This is a genomic window from Streptomyces sp. NPDC059499 (assembly GCF_042749285.1).
Classification (GTDB): domain Bacteria; phylum Actinomycetota; class Actinomycetes; order Streptomycetales; family Streptomycetaceae; genus Streptomyces.
In genome coordinates this window covers 112,557-127,845 of record NZ_JBHYTT010000005.1, presented here as the reverse complement: position 1 = coordinate 127,845, position 15,289 = coordinate 112,557, and the positions used below count along the sequence as shown (strand labels likewise).

Below are 15,289 nucleotides of genomic sequence, written 5' to 3'. Positions count from 1 at the left end.
TCGGGGTCTGTGATGCCGGTCGCTTCCGTCCTGAATGCAGCTGATCGATTCCGACTTCTGGCACCAATTACCGCATCCTTGACGTATTGCTTGGTGGTCGGGGAGTCGGAGAGCGGGAAAGAGGCTTCAGGGATGAGTGGTGGACCGGTGTCCGCGCACGGTTTTGTCGGTGTACGGGGACGTGGTTACCGGCCGGAGCAGGTGGACCGCACCGTGGCGGCCCTGTCGGCGGAGCGGGACGGTGCCCGGGAGCGGCTCGCCCGGCTGACGGTTCTGGCGCAGGAGCTGACGGTGGAGTCTGCGCGGCTCGGCGAGGTGGTGGCTTCGCTCGCGCCGCAGACGTACGTGTCGCTGGGGGAGCGGCCCCAGCAGATCCTGGCGCTGGCGGAGGCCGAGGCGGAGGCGGCGCGGGGTGGGGCGCTGGAGGAGGCGCAGGCGCTGCGGGACGCGGCGGACGCGGCGGGCCGGGCGCTCCGTGAGGCGGCGCGTGAGGACGCGGCGGCGGTGCGGGCGGCTGCCGAGGCCGGTGCGCGGGAGGTGCTGGCCGCGGCGGGTGGGGTGGCCGGGGGTCTTGCGGAGGAGGCGCGCAAGGAGGCCGGTGAGGTGCGTGCGGTCGCGGAGGCGGCGATGGAGGAGACGCGTCGTCGTACCGCGGGTGTGCTGGCCCATCAGGAGCAGGAGCATGCCGAGCGGGGGAAGGCTGCCGAGGACGGGATCGCCGCGGCCGAGGCCGCGGCGGTGGCGTACGAGGCGGAGCTGACCGAGCGGGGTGAGGCGCTGCTCGTGGAGGCGCGGCGGGAGCTGTCGGAGACGGAGGAGGCTGTCCGGCACGGCCAGGAGGACGCCGATGCCCGGGCCGCGGAGTTGTTGTCCGGTGCCGGGGCGGCCCGGGACCGTGTGGTCAGGGAGACGGAGCGGGTTCTGCGTGAGCACGAGGAGGGCTGCGAGGAGGTGCGGGCGCACATGGCGCACGTACGCAGTTCGCTGGCGGCGCTCACCGGGCGTACGGCTCCCGCGGAGAACTGAGCGGGCGGCCCGCGGGTGGGGCGCCGGCCAGGATCCAGGGTTCGACGGCTTCGTACTGGCGGCGCTGTTCGTTGTCCGTGCCCCGGCCGAGTACGGTGCCCAGCCAGCCTGCGAGGAATCCGAACGGGATGGAGACGAGCCCGGTCGTGGTGAGCGGGTACCAGTTGAAGTCGCGTCCGGGGAACACCGAACCGGGTGATCCGGAGACGAGGTTGGTGCCGGTGATGAGGACGAGGACGCAGGCGGTGCCGCCCAGGAGTGTGCAGAGCAGTCCGGTGCGGGTGAAGCGCCGCCAGAACATGCTGTAGACGAGTGCGGGGGCGATCGCCGATGCGCCGATGCAGAACGAGAGCGCGACGAGGGCCTGGACGTTCCAGTGCCGGGCGAGTACGGCGAGGGCGACGGCCGTCGCCCCGACCGCGACGGCGGCGGCCTGCGCCGTGCCCATCTCGATCCTGCCGGTGACGGGTTCCCTGCTCCGGTCGCGTATGCCGTGCAGTCCGTGGGCGAACAGGTCGTGGGCCAGGGAGTTGGCGCAGGCCAGGATCATTCCGGCGACGGAGGCGAGCAGGGTCAGGAAGATCGCTGTGGTCATGGTGGTGACGACGAGTGCCCCGGCCGCGCCGCCGCCGGCGACGGCTCCGGCGACCTGGAGGATCGCGCTGTTGCCCTGGGCGCCGGCGGCGGTGATGAGGTCGTGTCCGACGAGTGCCGCGGCGCCGAAGCCGATGATCGCGAGCAGCAGGCAGAGTCCGACGACGACGCAGACCGCCCAGGACAGGGAGCGGCGGACGGCCTGTGCGCTGCGGACGCTCGTCATCCGCATGGTGATGTGGGGCAGGCAGGCGCCGCCGAGGACGACGGTCAGTTCGGAGCTGATCATGTCGAGGTCGTTGCCGCCGAACTGCAGGCCGGAGTGCAGGTAGGCGGCACCCGCGCCGCTGCCGCGCTGGGCGGCGGCCAGGAGGGCACCGGTGTCCCAGTCGAAGCGGTTCATGACGAGTACGGAGACGAGGAGTCCCGCGCCGAGGAGCACCACGGTCTTGATGATCTGGATGAGTGCGGTGCCCTTCATTCCGCCGATGGCTGCGTAGCCGATCATCACGACGCCCAGAGTGATGATGGAGCCGGTGCGGAATCCGGAGCTGTCGAAGCCGAGGATGAAGGAGAGCAGATTGCCGCTGCCTGCGAGCTGGACGACCATCAGCGGGAGCAGGGCGGCGAGGGTGACCGCGCAGGAGGCGATGCGTGCGGCCCGGCCGGGGGCCCGGCGGGTGAGCATGTCGCCCATGGTGAACCGGCCTGCGTTGCGCAGGGGTTCGGCGAGCAGGAACATCAGCAGGACGAGCGAGAGCATGGTGCTGAGGGCGAGGACGAGGCCGTCGTGACCGGTGAGGGCGATGACGCCGGTGGTGCCGAGGACGGTGGCGGCGGAGAAGTAGTCGCCGGCGATGGCGAGGCCGTTGCGCAGCGGGGAGAGCGAGCGGTAGCCGGTGTAGAACTCGTCGAGGTCGTCGCGGTCGGGGCCGGTCATGACGCAGAGCAGCAGGGTGACGCTGGCGACGGCGATGAACGCGGTGAGGGACATGGTCTGGGCGGACTCGTCGAATCCGTTCATCGGCGTGCTCCGGTGCGGCGGCGTTCGTCCGGCCCGTCGCCCCTGTCGTGGTGGGCGCCCCGGTCGCGCAGTCCGGCGCTGAGCGGGTCGACGGTGCGCCGGGCGGTCCACTCGTACACGGCGATGGCCGCGAGGGTGACGGGGAGCTGGCACAGGCCGAGGAGGAGGCCCGTGGTGAGGCCGCCGTCGCCCACGGGGTCGGTCATCAGGCCGGGTGCGTATCCGGACAGCAGGAGGAACAGGGTGAAGTAGCCGAGTGCGGTCAGTGTCGCGACGCGGCGCAGTACCCGGTAGGCCGTGCGAAGCCGGCGCAGGTCGCCGTGGTGGCCGGGCGCGGGGACGGGGACGGCGGCGGGGGCGGGCCAGCGCGGTGGCGGCTGCGGTGACGAACTCTGCCAGGGCAGGAGGTACTCGCCCGGGTACGGGGGCGGCTGCGGGCGCTGTCGCGGTGGCCGGGGAGGGCGCATGCGGGGTGGCGGAAAGGCGGGTTGCGGCGGGAGCGGGGGTTGCCGCCGCGGTGGGTAAGGGGGTTGGTGCGGGTGGTCGTACGACATCGGGTGCTGCTCCTTGCATGGCTCGGGTCCGGGGACGGACTGCAAGGCAGGAGCGCGGGTGCGCTGTAGGGAGCGCGAACGTTACTCGCGGGTATGGCCGCTGGGGAGGGTTACGGCCGAACTACCTTCGGTAACTCTCCAGTTGTCTAGTCCTTGGACTCGAGGGAGGGGCTTTCGCGCTCCTCGATGACCGGAAAACGCCGTGGGGCGACGACGACGAGCACCAGCAGGGCGAGTGCGGCGGCCCCCGCGGCGCCGACGAAAACGTAGTCGACGGCGGTGTCGACGGCCCGGCGCAGGTACTCCGTCGCGGCGGCCGAGAGCGCTGCCGGATCCTCCAGCGCGTGCGAGACCGCGTCCAGGTCGCCGGGCAGTCCGGGGACGGGTGCGGCGGCCAGCCGGGAGGCGAGCACTCCGTTGGCGACGGCGCCGAAGAGCGCGGCGCCCAGGCTCTGGCCGACCTGGCGGCAGAACAGGACCGACGCCGTTGTCGTGCCGCGCTCGGACCAGCCGACCGTCGACTGGACCCCGACGATCAGGGGCAGTTGGAAGAGGCCGAGTGCCGCGCCGAGCAGCAGCATGATCAGGGCGGGCTGCCACGGGGAGCCCGGGAAGGGCAGCAGCGGGAAGGCGAGCAGGATCAGCAGGGCGCCGGTCATCCCGGTGATCGCGGTGCGGCGGAAGCCGATGCGGTTGTAGACGCGGTCGGAGAACGCGGCGGCCACCGGCCAGCTCAGTGTCATGACGGAGAGGACGAACCCGGCGGCGATCGGGCCGAGTCCGAGGACCGACTGGGCGTACGTCGGCAGGAACACGGTCGGTGCGACCATCAGCAGGCCCATCGCGCCCAGGGCCAGGTTGACCGAGGCGATGGTGCGGCGCCGCCAGACCCAGCCGGGGATGACGGGTTCGGCGGCGCGTCGTTCGATGAAGACGGTCAGCGCGCCCATGGCCGCGCTCGCGCCGAGCAGTCCGAGCGAGGGGGCGGAGAGCCACGGCCAGGCGACCCCGCCCTGCACGAGCGCGGTCAGCAGGAGCGCGCCGGTGGCGAAGACCGCGAGGGCGCCCGCCCAGTCGATACGGGGGCGGGTGGCGGGGCGTGGCCGGGCCGGCTCGTGGAGGTGGCGGACCACCAGCCAGAGGGCGATCGCGCCGACCGGCAGATTGATGAGGAAGATCCAGCGCCAGTCGGCGTACGCGGCGAGCAGCCCGCCGATCGCCGGGCCCGCGACGGCGGATGTGGCCCAGACCGTGGACAGCCTGGCCTGGATCTTCGGGCGTTCCTTGAGCGGGTAGAGGTCGGCGGCGATGGTCTGCACCGTGCCCTGGAGGGCGCCGCCGCCGAGGCCCTGCACGACCCGGAAGGCGATGAGGGCGGCCATGTTCCAGGCCGCGGCGCAGAGTACGGAGCCGGCCAGGAAGAGGATGATGCCCGCGATCAGGACGGGCTTGCGGCCGAAGGTGTCGGAGAGCTTCCCGTACACCGGCAGGGTGACGGTGACGGCGAGCAGGTAGCCGGAGAAGAGCCAGGAGAACACGGCGAAGCCGCCGAGGTCGCCGACGATCTGCGGGACGGCCGTGGCGACGATGGTGCCGTCGATCGCGGCGAGCGCCATACCGAGCATGAGCGCGGCCACCACGGGGCGCCTGCTGCGGTCGGAGGCGGCCGTGCCGGTGCCTCCGTACCCGGCTCCGGGCCCCGCCGGCGTCCCTGTTCCCGGTCCGGTCACCGGCCCTGTTCCCGGTCCGGCTCCCGGCCCGGGAGGTCCGGATGCTGCCGCGGAACCGCTGTCCGTCCCGCCCGCGCCGCCCGTGCCGCCCACAGGGTTTCCTTTCCCTATGCATCTAAATTCTGGGGACACTGTCTCACCGTGGGGGGCCGGGCGGCAGCATGCGGCCGAGGGATGAGATCCCCTACCCAGGTCTACGTCCGGGGTCGGAGACCCCTAGGGGGAGCTCCGTACTTCTGGCCAGGGGTCGTTCCTCCCGGCGGAGGACGTGCCCCGAGGGCCCCGTTCCTTACGGTGTTCTTACGCCGCGAGTGCGGCTGACCGCAGAGGGCGGGGTGGGGAAAACCCCACCTGAAGACTGCGCTGGGCACCAGCGCGCCGGACCCCCTGCACACACGAGACTTTGAACGTACACAGAGACGTCCGGGCATCGACGACATAGGAGAAAAACCGTGACAACGGCTGTAACCATTCCCAGGCACGGGGGCACTGGAGGGCGTACGGCCGTCGCTGCGCGGGCGCGGCAGGTCGTCAAGGCGTACGGCGCGGGGGAGACCCGGGTCGTCGCGCTCGACCATGTCGACGTGGACATCGCACGCGGGCAGTTCACGGCGATCATGGGTCCGTCCGGCTCCGGCAAGTCGACCCTGATGCACTGCCTGGCCGGTCTGGACACCGTGACCTCGGGCGAGATCCACCTCGCCGACATCGAGATCACCAAGCTCAAGGACAAGAAGCTCACCCAGCTGCGCCGGGACCGGATCGGTTTCATCTTCCAGGCGTTCAACCTGCTGCCGACACTCAACGCGATCGAGAACATCACGCTGCCGATGGACATCGCGGGCCGCAAGCCCGACGCGGCCTGGCTGCAGCAGGTCGTGGAGACCGTCGGTCTCGCCGACCGGCTGAAGCACCGGCCGACGCAGCTCTCCGGCGGTCAGCAGCAGCGCGTGGCGGTGGCCCGTGCCCTGGCCGCCCGCCCCGACATCATCTTCGGAGACGAGCCCACCGGGAACCTGGACTCGCGGGCCGGCGCCGAGGTGCTGTCGTTCCTGCGCAGGTCGGTGGACGAGCTGGGCCAGACCATCGTCATGGTCACCCACGACCCGGTGGCCGCGTCCTACGCGGACCGGGTGCTGTACCTCGCGGACGGTTCCATCGTCGACGAGATGCAGAACCCGACGGCCGATCAGGTCCTGGACCGGATGAAGGACTTCGACGCGCGCGGGCGGACCTCATGACCGTCTGGAAGACCTCGATGCGCAACTTCTTCGCGCACAAGGGACGGATGGCGCTCTCCGCGGTCGCGGTCCTGCTGTCGGTGGCGTTCGTGTGCGGCACGCTCGTCTTCACCGACACGATGAACACCACGTTCGACAAGCTGTTCGCGGCGTCGTCGGCCGATGTCACCGTCAGCCCGAAGACCGCCGAGGGAGCGGACGACCTGCCGGAGAACGGCCGCCCCGAGGCGCTGCCCGCCTCCGTCCTCGCCCAGGTCGAGAAGGCCGACGGGGTGAAGGAGGCCGAGGGCGGAGTGATGAGCATGTCCGTCACGGTCGTCGACAGCCACAACAAGAACATGGGCTCCGAGACCGGAGCCCCGACGATCGCCGGCAACTGGACGCGCAACGACCTGCGTTCCATGGAGATCACCTCCGGTCACGCACCGCGCGGCCCGACCGAGGTCATGGTCGACGCCGACACCGCCGAGAAGCACCACCTGAAGATCGGTGACGAGCTGCGGACCGTCGCCGTCACCGGTGACATCGAGGCGAGGATCAGCGGGATCACCGCCTTCACCGTGACGAACCCGGGTGCGGCCGTCGTCTACTTCGACACGGCCACCGCCCAGCAGAAGCTCCTCGGCAGGCCCGGTGTCTTCACCCACATCTCCGTCGAGGCCGAACCCGGCGTCGACGACAAGCAGCTGAAGAAGAACGTCGCCTCCGCCCTGGGCACGGGCACGTACAAGCTGCAGACCCAGGACGAGGCCGCCGCGGCCAACAAGGACTCCATGGGCTCCTTCCTGGACGTCATGAAGTACGCGATGCTCGGCTTCGCCGGGATCGCCTTCCTCGTCGGCATCTTCCTGATCGTCAACACCTTCTCGATGCTGGTCGCCCAGCGCACCCGCGAGATCGGCCTGATGCGGGCCATCGGTTCCAGCCGCAAGCAGGTCAACCGGTCCGTACTGATCGAAGCGGTACTCCTCGGCATCGTCGGCTCGGTCCTCGGCGTGGGCGCGGGGGTCGGCCTGGCCGTCGGGCTGATGAAGCTCATGAGCGCCATGGGCATGGAGCTGTCCACGAGGGACCTCACCATCGCCTGGACGACTCCGGTCATCGGCCTCGCGCTCGGCGTCATCGTGACCGTCCTCGCCGCCTACATCCCGGCCCGCCGGGCCGGCAAGGTCTCCCCGATGGCGGCCCTGCGTGACGCGGGTACCCCGGCGGACGCCAAGTCCGGCTGGATCCGGGCCGGAATCGGCCTGGTCCTCACCGGTGCGGGTGCGGCGGCCCTGTGGGCGACGACGCAGGCGGACAAGGCGAGCGAGGGGTCGCTCTTCCTCGGCCTGGGCGTGGTCCTCACCCTCATCGGTTTCATCGTGATCGGCCCGCTGCTGGCCGGCGTGGTGGTGCGGGCGCTCAGCGTCGTCGTACTGCGGCTCTTCGGCCCGGTCGGCCGGCTGGCCGAGCGCAACGCGCTGCGCAACCCGCGGCGTACGGGAGCGACCGGTGCGGCGCTCATGATCGGCCTGGCCCTGGTGGCCTGCCTCTCGGTCGTGGGCTCGTCCATGGTCGCCTCGGCCACCGAGGAACTGGACAAGTCGGTCGGCACGGACTTCATCGTCCAGTCGAGCACCGGCCAGCTGGTCGTGCCGCAGGCGGCGGAGGCCATCAAGAAGGTGCCCGGCATCGAGCACGTCACCGACTACAGGTCCGTCGGCGCGAAGCTCACCTCCCCCGACGGAAAGACGGAGGACGAGGGCGTCGTCGCCGCCGACCCGACGTACCAGGAGGACCTGCGGCGCACGACGGTCGCCGGTGACCTCGGTGACGCGTACGGCAAGAACGCCATGTCGGTCGGCGACGACTACGCCGTCCGGCACGGGATCGAGGTCGGGGACGAGATCACGGTCGCGTTCAAGGCCGGCGAGACGGCGAAGCTGAAGGTCGCCGCGATCACCTCGGACGAGACGAACGTGGACAAGGGCGCGATGTACACCAACATCACGACCGTCGAGCAGTACGTCCCCGCCGACCGGATGCCCGAGAACATGATCATGTTCGCCAAGGCGAAGGACGGCAAGGAGAAGGAGGCGTACACGGCCCTCAAGAGCGCGCTCGCCGAGTACCCGCAGTACAAGGTGCAGAACCAGGCCGACTTCAAGCAGGACCTGAAGGACCAGATCGGCCAGCTGCTGAACATCGTGTACGGCCTGCTCGCCCTGGCGATCATCGTCGCGGTGCTCGGCGTGGTGAACACCCTGGCCCTGTCGGTGGTCGAGCGGACCCGTGAGATCGGCCTGATGCGGGCGATCGGCCTCTCCCGCCGCCAGCTGCGCCGCATGATCCGGCTGGAGTCCGTGGTCATCGCCCTGTTCGGTGCCCTGCTCGGACTCGGCCTGGGCATGGGCTGGGGCACCTCGGCCCAGAAGCTGCTGGCCCTGGAGGGTCTCGGTGTCCTGGAGATCCCGTGGCCGACGATCCTCACGGTGTTCGTCGCCTCGGCGTTCGTCGGACTGTTCGCCGCGCTGGTCCCCGCTTTCCGGGCCGGCCGGATGAACGTCCTGAACGCGATCGCCACCGACGGGTGAGCCTGCCCGTCGTAGGATGACCGAACCGGCCCGGGGCGTTCCTCCAAACGCCCCGGGCCGGTTCCGTTCCCCGTGACGGCGGCCCGGACCTCCTGTTGCGGGAGCGGCTGTCACACCGGAGTCGTACGCTGGAAGCCCCCGGCCCGTCCTACGTGTCGGGCCCTTCGCGTTGCTCACTCCTCGCCCCACCGGACGGAATGCCTTCATGAGCCTGCACGGTCTGCTGGATGTAGTCATCACCGATCCGGCGCTCTCCGAAGCGGTGAAGGCCGCCACCGACGGCCACCGGACCCATGTCGACCTGGTCGGCCCGCCCGCCGCCCGCCCCTTCGCGGTGGCGGCGCTCGCCCGTGAGGCGGGACGGACGGTCCTCGCCGTCACCGCGACGGGACGCGAGGCCGAGGACCTGGCAGCGGCGCTGCGCACCCTGCTGCCCCCGGACACCGTCGCGGAGTTCCCGTCCTGGGAGACCCTGCCCCACGAACGGCTCTCGCCCCGCTCGGACACCGTGGGCCGCCGCCTCGCCGTCCTGCGGCGCCTGGCCCACCCGCGGCAGGACGACCCGGAGACCGGACCGGTCGCTGTGGTGGTCGCGCCGATCCGCTCGGTGCTCCAGCCGCAGGTCAAGGGGCTCGGGGACCTGGAACCCGTGGCGCTGACCGGCGGGCAGACCGCCGATCTGGGCGAGGTCGTGGACGCGCTAGCCGCCGCCGCGTACTCCCGCGTCGAACTGGTCGAGAAGCGTGGCGAATTCGCCGTACGCGGCGGCATCCTGGACGTCTTCCCGCCGACCGAGGAGCACCCCCTTCGGGTGGAGTTCTGGGGCGACGACGTCGAGGAGATCCGCTACTTCAAGATCGCCGACCAGCGGTCCCTGGAGGTCGCCGAGCACGGGCTGTGGGCGCCTCCCTGCCGCGAGCTGCTGCTCACCGAGGACGTACGGAGCAGGGCCGCCCTCCTCGCGGAGGCCCATCCCGAGCTGGGGGAGCTGCTGGGCAAGATCGCCGAGGGGATCGCCGTCGAGGGCATGGAATCCCTCGCTCCGGTGCTCGTCGACGAGATGGAGCTGCTCCTGGACGTCCTGCCCAAGGGGTCGATGGCCGTGGTCTGCGACCCGGAGCGGGTGCGGACCCGGGCGACCGATCTGGTCGCCACCAGCCAGGAGTTCCTCCAGGCGTCCTGGGCGGCCACCGCGGGTGGCGGCGAGGCGCCGATCGATGTCGGCGCGGCCTCGCTGCGGGGCATCGCCGATGTCCGTGACCACGCCCGGGAGCTGGGCATGATGTGGTGGTCGGTCGCCCCGTTCGCGGCGGACGACGAGCTGGACGAGGACACCCTGAAGCTCGGGATGCGCGCCCCGGAGGCATACCGGGGCGACACCGCCCGTGCGCTCGCCGACACCAAGGGCTGGCTCGCCGACGGCTGGCGCACGGTGTACGTCACCGAGGGGCAGGGGCCCGCCTCGCGCACCGTCGAGGTGCTCGGCGGCGAGGGCATCGCGGCCCGCCTCGACCAGAATCTGGGAGAGATCACGCCGTCGCTCGTCCACGTCTCCTGCGGGGCCATCGACTACGGCTTCATCGACGCGGGCCTGAAGCTGGCCGTGCTGACGGAGACGGACCTGACCGGGCAGCGCACGGCCACCAAGGACCTGGGCCGGATGCCGGCCAGGCGCCGCAAGTCCGTCGACCCGCTGACCCTCCAGGCGGGCGACTACATCGTCCACGAGCAGCACGGCGTGGGCCGCTACATCGAGATGGTGCAGCGCACCGTGCAGGGCGCGACCCGCGAGTACCTCCTCGTCGAGTACGCCCCCGCCAAGCGCGGCCAGCCCGGCGACCGCCTCTACATCCCCACCGACCAGCTGGAGCAGGTCACGAAGTACGTCGGTGGCGAGGCGCCCACCCTCCACCGGCTCGGCGGCGCCGACTGGACCAAGACCAAGCAGCGGGCCAAGAAGGCGGTCAAGGAGATCGCCGCCGACCTGATCAAGCTGTACTCCGCGCGGATGGCGGCCCCGGGGCACGCCTTCGGCCCGGACACCCCCTGGCAGCGCGAGCTGGAGGACGCCTTCCCGTACGCGGAGACGCCCGACCAGCTGTCCACGATCGCCGAGGTCAAGGAGGACATGGAGAAGTCCGTCCCCATGGACCGGCTGGTCTGCGGCGACGTCGGCTACGGCAAGACGGAGATCGCGGTCCGCGCGGCGTTCAAGGCGGTCCAGGACGGCAAGCAGGTCGCCGTCCTCGTACCGACGACGCTGCTGGTCCAGCAGCACTTCGGGACGTTCACCGAGCGGTACGCCCAGTTCCCCGTCAACGTGCGGGCGCTGAGCCGCTTCCAGTCGGACACCGAGTCGAAGGCGACGCTGGAGGGGCTGCGCGAGGGCTCCGTGGACCTGGTCATCGGCACGCACCGGCTGTTCTCGTCCGAGACGAAGTTCAAGGACCTGGGTCTGGTCATCGTCGACGAGGAGCAGCGCTTCGGCGTCGAGCACAAGGAGCAGCTGAAGAAGCTCCGCGCCAACGTCGACGTCCTCACCATGTCCGCGACGCCCATCCCCCGTACGCTCGAAATGGCCGTCACCGGCATCCGCGAGATGTCGACGATCACGACGCCTCCGGAGGAGCGGCATCCCGTCCTCACCTTCGTCGGACCGTACGAGGAGAAGCAGATCGGCGCGGCCGTACGGCGTGAACTGCTGCGTGAGGGACAGGTCTTCTACATCCACAACCGGGTCGAGTCCATCGACCGTGCGGCGGCCAGGCTGCGCGAGATCGTGCCGGAGGCCCGGATCGCCACGGCGCACGGCCAGATGGGCGAGAGCGCGCTGGAGCAGGTCGTCGTCGACTTCTGGGAGAAGAAGTTCGACGTGCTCGTCTCCACGACGATCGTCGAGTCCGGCATCGACATCTCCAACGCGAACACGCTGATCGTGGAGCGTGGCGACAACTTCGGCCTGTCCCAGCTGCACCAGCTGCGCGGCCGGGTCGGGCGGGGCCGGGACCGGGGCTACTCCTACTTCCTGTACCCGCCGGAGAAGCCCCTCACCGAGACCGCCCACGAGCGGCTGGCGACGATCGCCCAGCACACCGAGATGGGCGCGGGCATGTACGTGGCCATGAAGGACCTCGAGATCCGTGGCGCGGGAAACCTGCTGGGCGGTGAGCAGTCCGGTCATATCGCGGGCGTCGGGTTCGACCTGTACATCCGGATGGTCGGCGAGGCGGTGGCCGACTACCGGGCGGCCGTGGACGGCGGGGTCGAGGAGGAGCCGCCGCTGGAGGTCAAGATCGAGCTCCCGGTCGACGCGCACGTCCCGCACGACTACGCCCCGGGGGAGCGGCTGCGCCTCCAGGCGTACCGGGCCATCGCCTCCGCGAACACCGAGGACGACATCAGGGCGGTCCGCGAGGAGCTCACCGACCGCTACGGGAAGCTTCCCGAGCCGGTGGAGAACCTCCTGCTGGTCGCGGGTCTGCGCATGCTGGCCCGCGCGTGCGGGGTGGGCGAGATCGTGCTGCAGGGTGCGAACATCCGCTTCGCCCCGGTGGAGCTGCGCGAGTCGCAGGAGCTGCGGCTGAAGCGGCTGCACCCGAAGACGGTCATCAAGCCGGCCGCGCACCAGATCCTGGTGCCGCGCCCGACCGCGGGCCGGATCGGCGGCAAGCCGGTGGTGGGGCGTGAACTCCTGTCGTGGACCGGGGAGTTCCTCACGACGATTCTGGGGTCGTAGCGGATGTCCCGGCCGTGGCCGACGTCCCGTCCGGGGTCTCCCGGTTGAAGAGCAGGCCGGTGAGCGTCCGGAACACCTCCTCGGGGTTCCGGCCGTCCACCGGCCCTTCCAGGTTGCCGCTGAGCAGCAAGGTGGCGAAGCCGTGGGCGAGGGACCAGGCCGCGATGCCCGCGAGCCGGTCGTCGGAGCCGCGCCCGGATTCGGGAAGGCCGCTGATCCCCGTGCGGAGCGCTTCGGTGGCGCGCGCCTTCGCGGCGAGCAGCTCCGGGTCGTCGGCGTGGTGCAGCTCGGGGCGGAACATCACCTGGAAGTGCGCGGGGTGCCCGGCCGCGAACCGTACGTAGGCCACGCCCCGTTCCCGTAGGTCCGGCGCGGCGGTGAGGGCGTCGGCGAACAGGGTGTAGCCCTCGGCGGCGATGGCGGTGAGCAGGCCCGTCCGGTCCTTGAAGTGATGGGCCGGTGCGGCGTGCGAGACACCGGCCCGGCGGGCCAGATCGCGCAGGCTCAGGGCGTCGGGGCCTTCGGTGGCGACGACGTCGAGGGCGGCGGTCAGGACGGCGCGCCGCAGGTCGCCGTGGTGGTAGGTGCGCTCACTGGTCATGGTCAGCACGGTACGCCGTATCTAGTCATTGACAAGTTCTTCGACGAGGAGCACGCTGGAATCTAGTCAGTGACAAGATGAGCCGTTCTGCGGAAGGCGGAGACATGTCCGACGAGCTGGGTCGCGTACGCCAGATGTGGCACCTGCTGGAGCCCCTGCACGCCGTCCTCTACTACGCGCCGGAGTCCTTCGAGGAGGCCGCCGCGCTCGGTCACGCGGTCGACGAGCGCTGGCCGAGCTACTTCGCCTGGCGCGCGGCGCCGCTGGGGGCGGTGGGCGCGGACCGGGTGACCGCCACGTTCTACAGCTTCAGCCCCGCGATGACCGGGAAGTACGTCCCGGACGGCTGGTCCGTGGCCGCCCCCGAAGCGGTCCTCGCGGCCCGCACCAGGGCGGTCGACCGGGCGTACCGGGGCCTGTTCGGCGACCGGGTGCACGGCCCGGAGTTCGCCGAGGCGGCCGCGCTGGCGCGGCGGGCGGCCCTGGCCGCGGATGTCACGGGCCGCCCGCTGGCCGAGGCCAACGCCGCTCTGCCCTGGCCGGACGAGCCCCACCTGGCGCTCTGGCAGGCCGCGACGGTCCTGCGTGAGCACCGGGGGGACGGTCACCTCGTGGCGCTCGTCGAGGCCGGCCTCGACCCGGTCGAGTCGCTGGTCTCCTTCGCGGCCGTCGGCGCCGCCCGCCCCGAGGTGTTCACGAGCCGGGGATGGAGCGGGGCGGAGTGGGCGGCGGGACGGCGACGGCTGGTGGAGCGCGGGCTGCTGGAGGCGGACGGGACGGCCACGGAGGCCGGGCGGGCCCTGCGCGCACGGGTCGAACGGCGCACGGACGAGCTGGCGTCGAGGCCCTGGGAGGTGCTCGGAGCCGAGGAGCGGGAGCGGCTCGTGGAGCTGCTGGGGCCGCCGTGGGTGGAGGTGCTCGGCTCGGGGCTGCTGCCCTCCGAGACGACGCTGGGCATCGGGAAGGTCTGAGACGACGGTGGGCATAGGGGAGGCCTGAGACCGCGCCGGGCGCCTACTCTGGACCGCTGTGACATCTCATCGCGCAGCAAGCCGCCGAATCCGCCTGCTCCCCCTCGCGGCGGTGACACTCACGGGCTCGCTCGCCCTGGCCGGGTGTGACGCCGGGAGCCTGTCTCCCGATCCTCCGTCCCGGACCGCGCCCGCCGCGGGCGGATCGGCGATGCAGGCCGTCGAGGGCCTCACCGTGAAGGGACGGGCCCCCAGGACCGGTTACGACCGGGACGAGTTCGGCTCCGCCTGGCTGGACACCGACCGGAACGGCTGCGGGACCCGGGACGACATCCTCGCGGACCAGCTGCGCGATGTCTCCCGTGCGGCCGACGGGTGCAAGGTGCTGCGCGGGGTGCTCGACCCCGATCCGTACACGGGGACGCGCGTCACGTTCGAACGAGGGCGCAGCAAGGTCGACATAGACCATCTCGTCGCCCTGTCCGACGCCTGGCAGAAGGGCGCGCAGCAGTGGAACGACAGCAAGCGGCGCGCCTTCGCGAACGATCCGCTCAATCTCGTCGCCGCGGACTCCTCGGCCAATCGCCGCAAGGGGGACGGTGACACCGCCACCTGGCTGCCTCCCAACAAGGCGTACCGGTGTACGTACGTGGCGGGGCAGGTCTCGGTCAAGAAGAAGTACGGGCTGTGGGTGACGCGGGCCGAGCGGGACGCGATGACGAAGGTGCTGGCGGCCTGCCCGGATCAGAAGCTTCCGGCGGGCGGCAACCCGACCGAGGCGGCCGGGCGTTGACCGGCGACGCGCTCCGGGTACGGCCCGATGTGGACACTGGGCGCATGTGGAAATGGCGTCTGGCGGCCGTGGGCGTGAACCTGTTGCTCGGCATACCCGGAATCGTCCCGGTGTGGCTCCTCTGGTACTACCTGTCGAACGGCCCGCTCGCGGAGATGGGCTACACCGTGCGTGAGCCGACCGAGAACGACGGCATGCTGCTGTGGCTGGTGATCATCGTGCCGGTCGTGGTGGTGTTCGGGCTCGTGTGGTGGCTCGCCAACGGCCCGGTGCGGCGGAGAGTGCGGCTCGACCCCCGCCTGTACTGGCCGGCCGGTGTCCTGCTGACGCTTGTGCCCACGCTCGCGCTCATCGTCGCCGGCTCCGTGTGACGCGGCCGGTCCCCTCGGCGTCTGCTCCCGAGCCCGTGGGGCCCGGGAATTGGGTTGGCGGGCGGGGGCGGC

At 71.3% G+C, this 15,289-nt stretch carries 11 protein-coding genes; 7 read left to right on the top strand and 4 right to left on the bottom strand.

Features of this window, described 5'->3' with window-relative positions; all coding sequences use genetic code 11:
* The first annotated feature begins 132 nt into the window (after positions 1-132).
* The gene (locus ACFW9O_RS14680) at positions 133-1,026 is read left to right on the top strand and encodes a cellulose-binding protein (RefSeq protein ID WP_384609130.1); all 894 of its coding nucleotides are present in this window, start codon (positions 133-135) and stop codon (positions 1,024-1,026) included.
* Here the strand turns inward: ACFW9O_RS14680 and ACFW9O_RS14675 are convergent.
* The 3 genes from ACFW9O_RS14675 to ACFW9O_RS14665 all read right to left on the bottom strand — a co-directional run bounded on the left by ACFW9O_RS14675 (position 995) and on the right by ACFW9O_RS14665 (position 5,021).
* Positions 995-2,644, bottom strand: a complete 1,650-nt coding sequence (locus tag ACFW9O_RS14675; protein ID WP_384609128.1) for a cation acetate symporter — start codon at positions 2,642-2,644, stop codon at positions 995-997. The genes ACFW9O_RS14680 and ACFW9O_RS14675 overlap by 32 nt on opposite strands.
* On the bottom strand, positions 2,641-3,111 hold the full coding sequence (locus tag ACFW9O_RS14670; RefSeq protein ID WP_351174341.1) for a DUF485 domain-containing protein: 471 nt from the start codon (positions 3,109-3,111) through the stop codon (positions 2,641-2,643). Before ACFW9O_RS14670 ends, ACFW9O_RS14675 begins: the two co-directional genes overlap by 4 nt.
* A gap of 233 nt (positions 3,112-3,344) precedes the next feature.
* A complete protein-coding gene (locus ACFW9O_RS14665; RefSeq protein WP_384609125.1) occupies positions 3,345-5,021 on the bottom strand; it encodes an MFS transporter in 1,677 nt (558 codons plus the stop codon).
* 359 nt (positions 5,022-5,380) lie between these two features.
* Between ACFW9O_RS14665 and ACFW9O_RS14660 the strand changes: the two genes are divergently transcribed.
* From ACFW9O_RS14660 to mfd, 3 genes are all read left to right on the top strand, one after another.
* Complete coding sequence (locus ACFW9O_RS14660) at positions 5,381-6,169, top strand: ABC transporter ATP-binding protein (RefSeq protein ID WP_329210230.1); 789 nt, start codon at positions 5,381-5,383, stop codon at positions 6,167-6,169.
* Positions 6,166-8,745: an ABC transporter permease gene (locus ACFW9O_RS14655; RefSeq protein ID WP_384609123.1), complete on the top strand. Its 2,580-nt coding sequence runs from the start codon at positions 6,166-6,168 to the stop codon at positions 8,743-8,745. Before ACFW9O_RS14660 ends, ACFW9O_RS14655 begins: the two co-directional genes overlap by 4 nt.
* A 205-nt stretch (positions 8,746-8,950) precedes the next feature.
* A complete protein-coding gene (mfd, locus tag ACFW9O_RS14650; protein ID WP_384609121.1) occupies positions 8,951-12,481 on the top strand; it encodes a transcription-repair coupling factor in 3,531 nt (1,176 codons plus the stop codon).
* On the opposite strand, the gene ACFW9O_RS14645 is transcribed toward mfd, so the two are convergent.
* Entirely contained in the window at positions 12,459-13,082 is a 624-nt protein-coding gene (locus ACFW9O_RS14645; RefSeq protein ID WP_384609118.1) for a TetR/AcrR family transcriptional regulator, read from the bottom strand. The two genes, mfd and ACFW9O_RS14645, sit on opposite strands and share 23 nt — an antisense overlap.
* Positions 13,083-13,186: 104 nt before the next feature.
* Between ACFW9O_RS14645 and ACFW9O_RS14640 the strand changes: the two genes are divergently transcribed.
* The 3 genes from ACFW9O_RS14640 to ACFW9O_RS14630 all read left to right on the top strand — a co-directional run bounded on the left by ACFW9O_RS14640 (position 13,187) and on the right by ACFW9O_RS14630 (position 15,217).
* Positions 13,187-14,053: a hypothetical protein gene (locus ACFW9O_RS14640; protein WP_384609115.1), complete on the top strand. Its 867-nt coding sequence runs from the start codon at positions 13,187-13,189 to the stop codon at positions 14,051-14,053.
* Between the two features lie 112 nt (positions 14,054-14,165).
* The gene (locus tag ACFW9O_RS14635) at positions 14,166-14,846 is read left to right on the top strand and encodes an HNH endonuclease family protein (protein ID WP_351174354.1); all 681 of its coding nucleotides are present in this window, start codon (positions 14,166-14,168) and stop codon (positions 14,844-14,846) included.
* Between the two features lie 44 nt (positions 14,847-14,890).
* Positions 14,891-15,217, top strand: coding sequence for a hypothetical protein (locus ACFW9O_RS14630; RefSeq protein ID WP_384609113.1), 327 nt, complete (start codon positions 14,891-14,893; stop codon positions 15,215-15,217).
* The last annotated feature ends 72 nt before the right edge of the window (positions 15,218-15,289 follow it).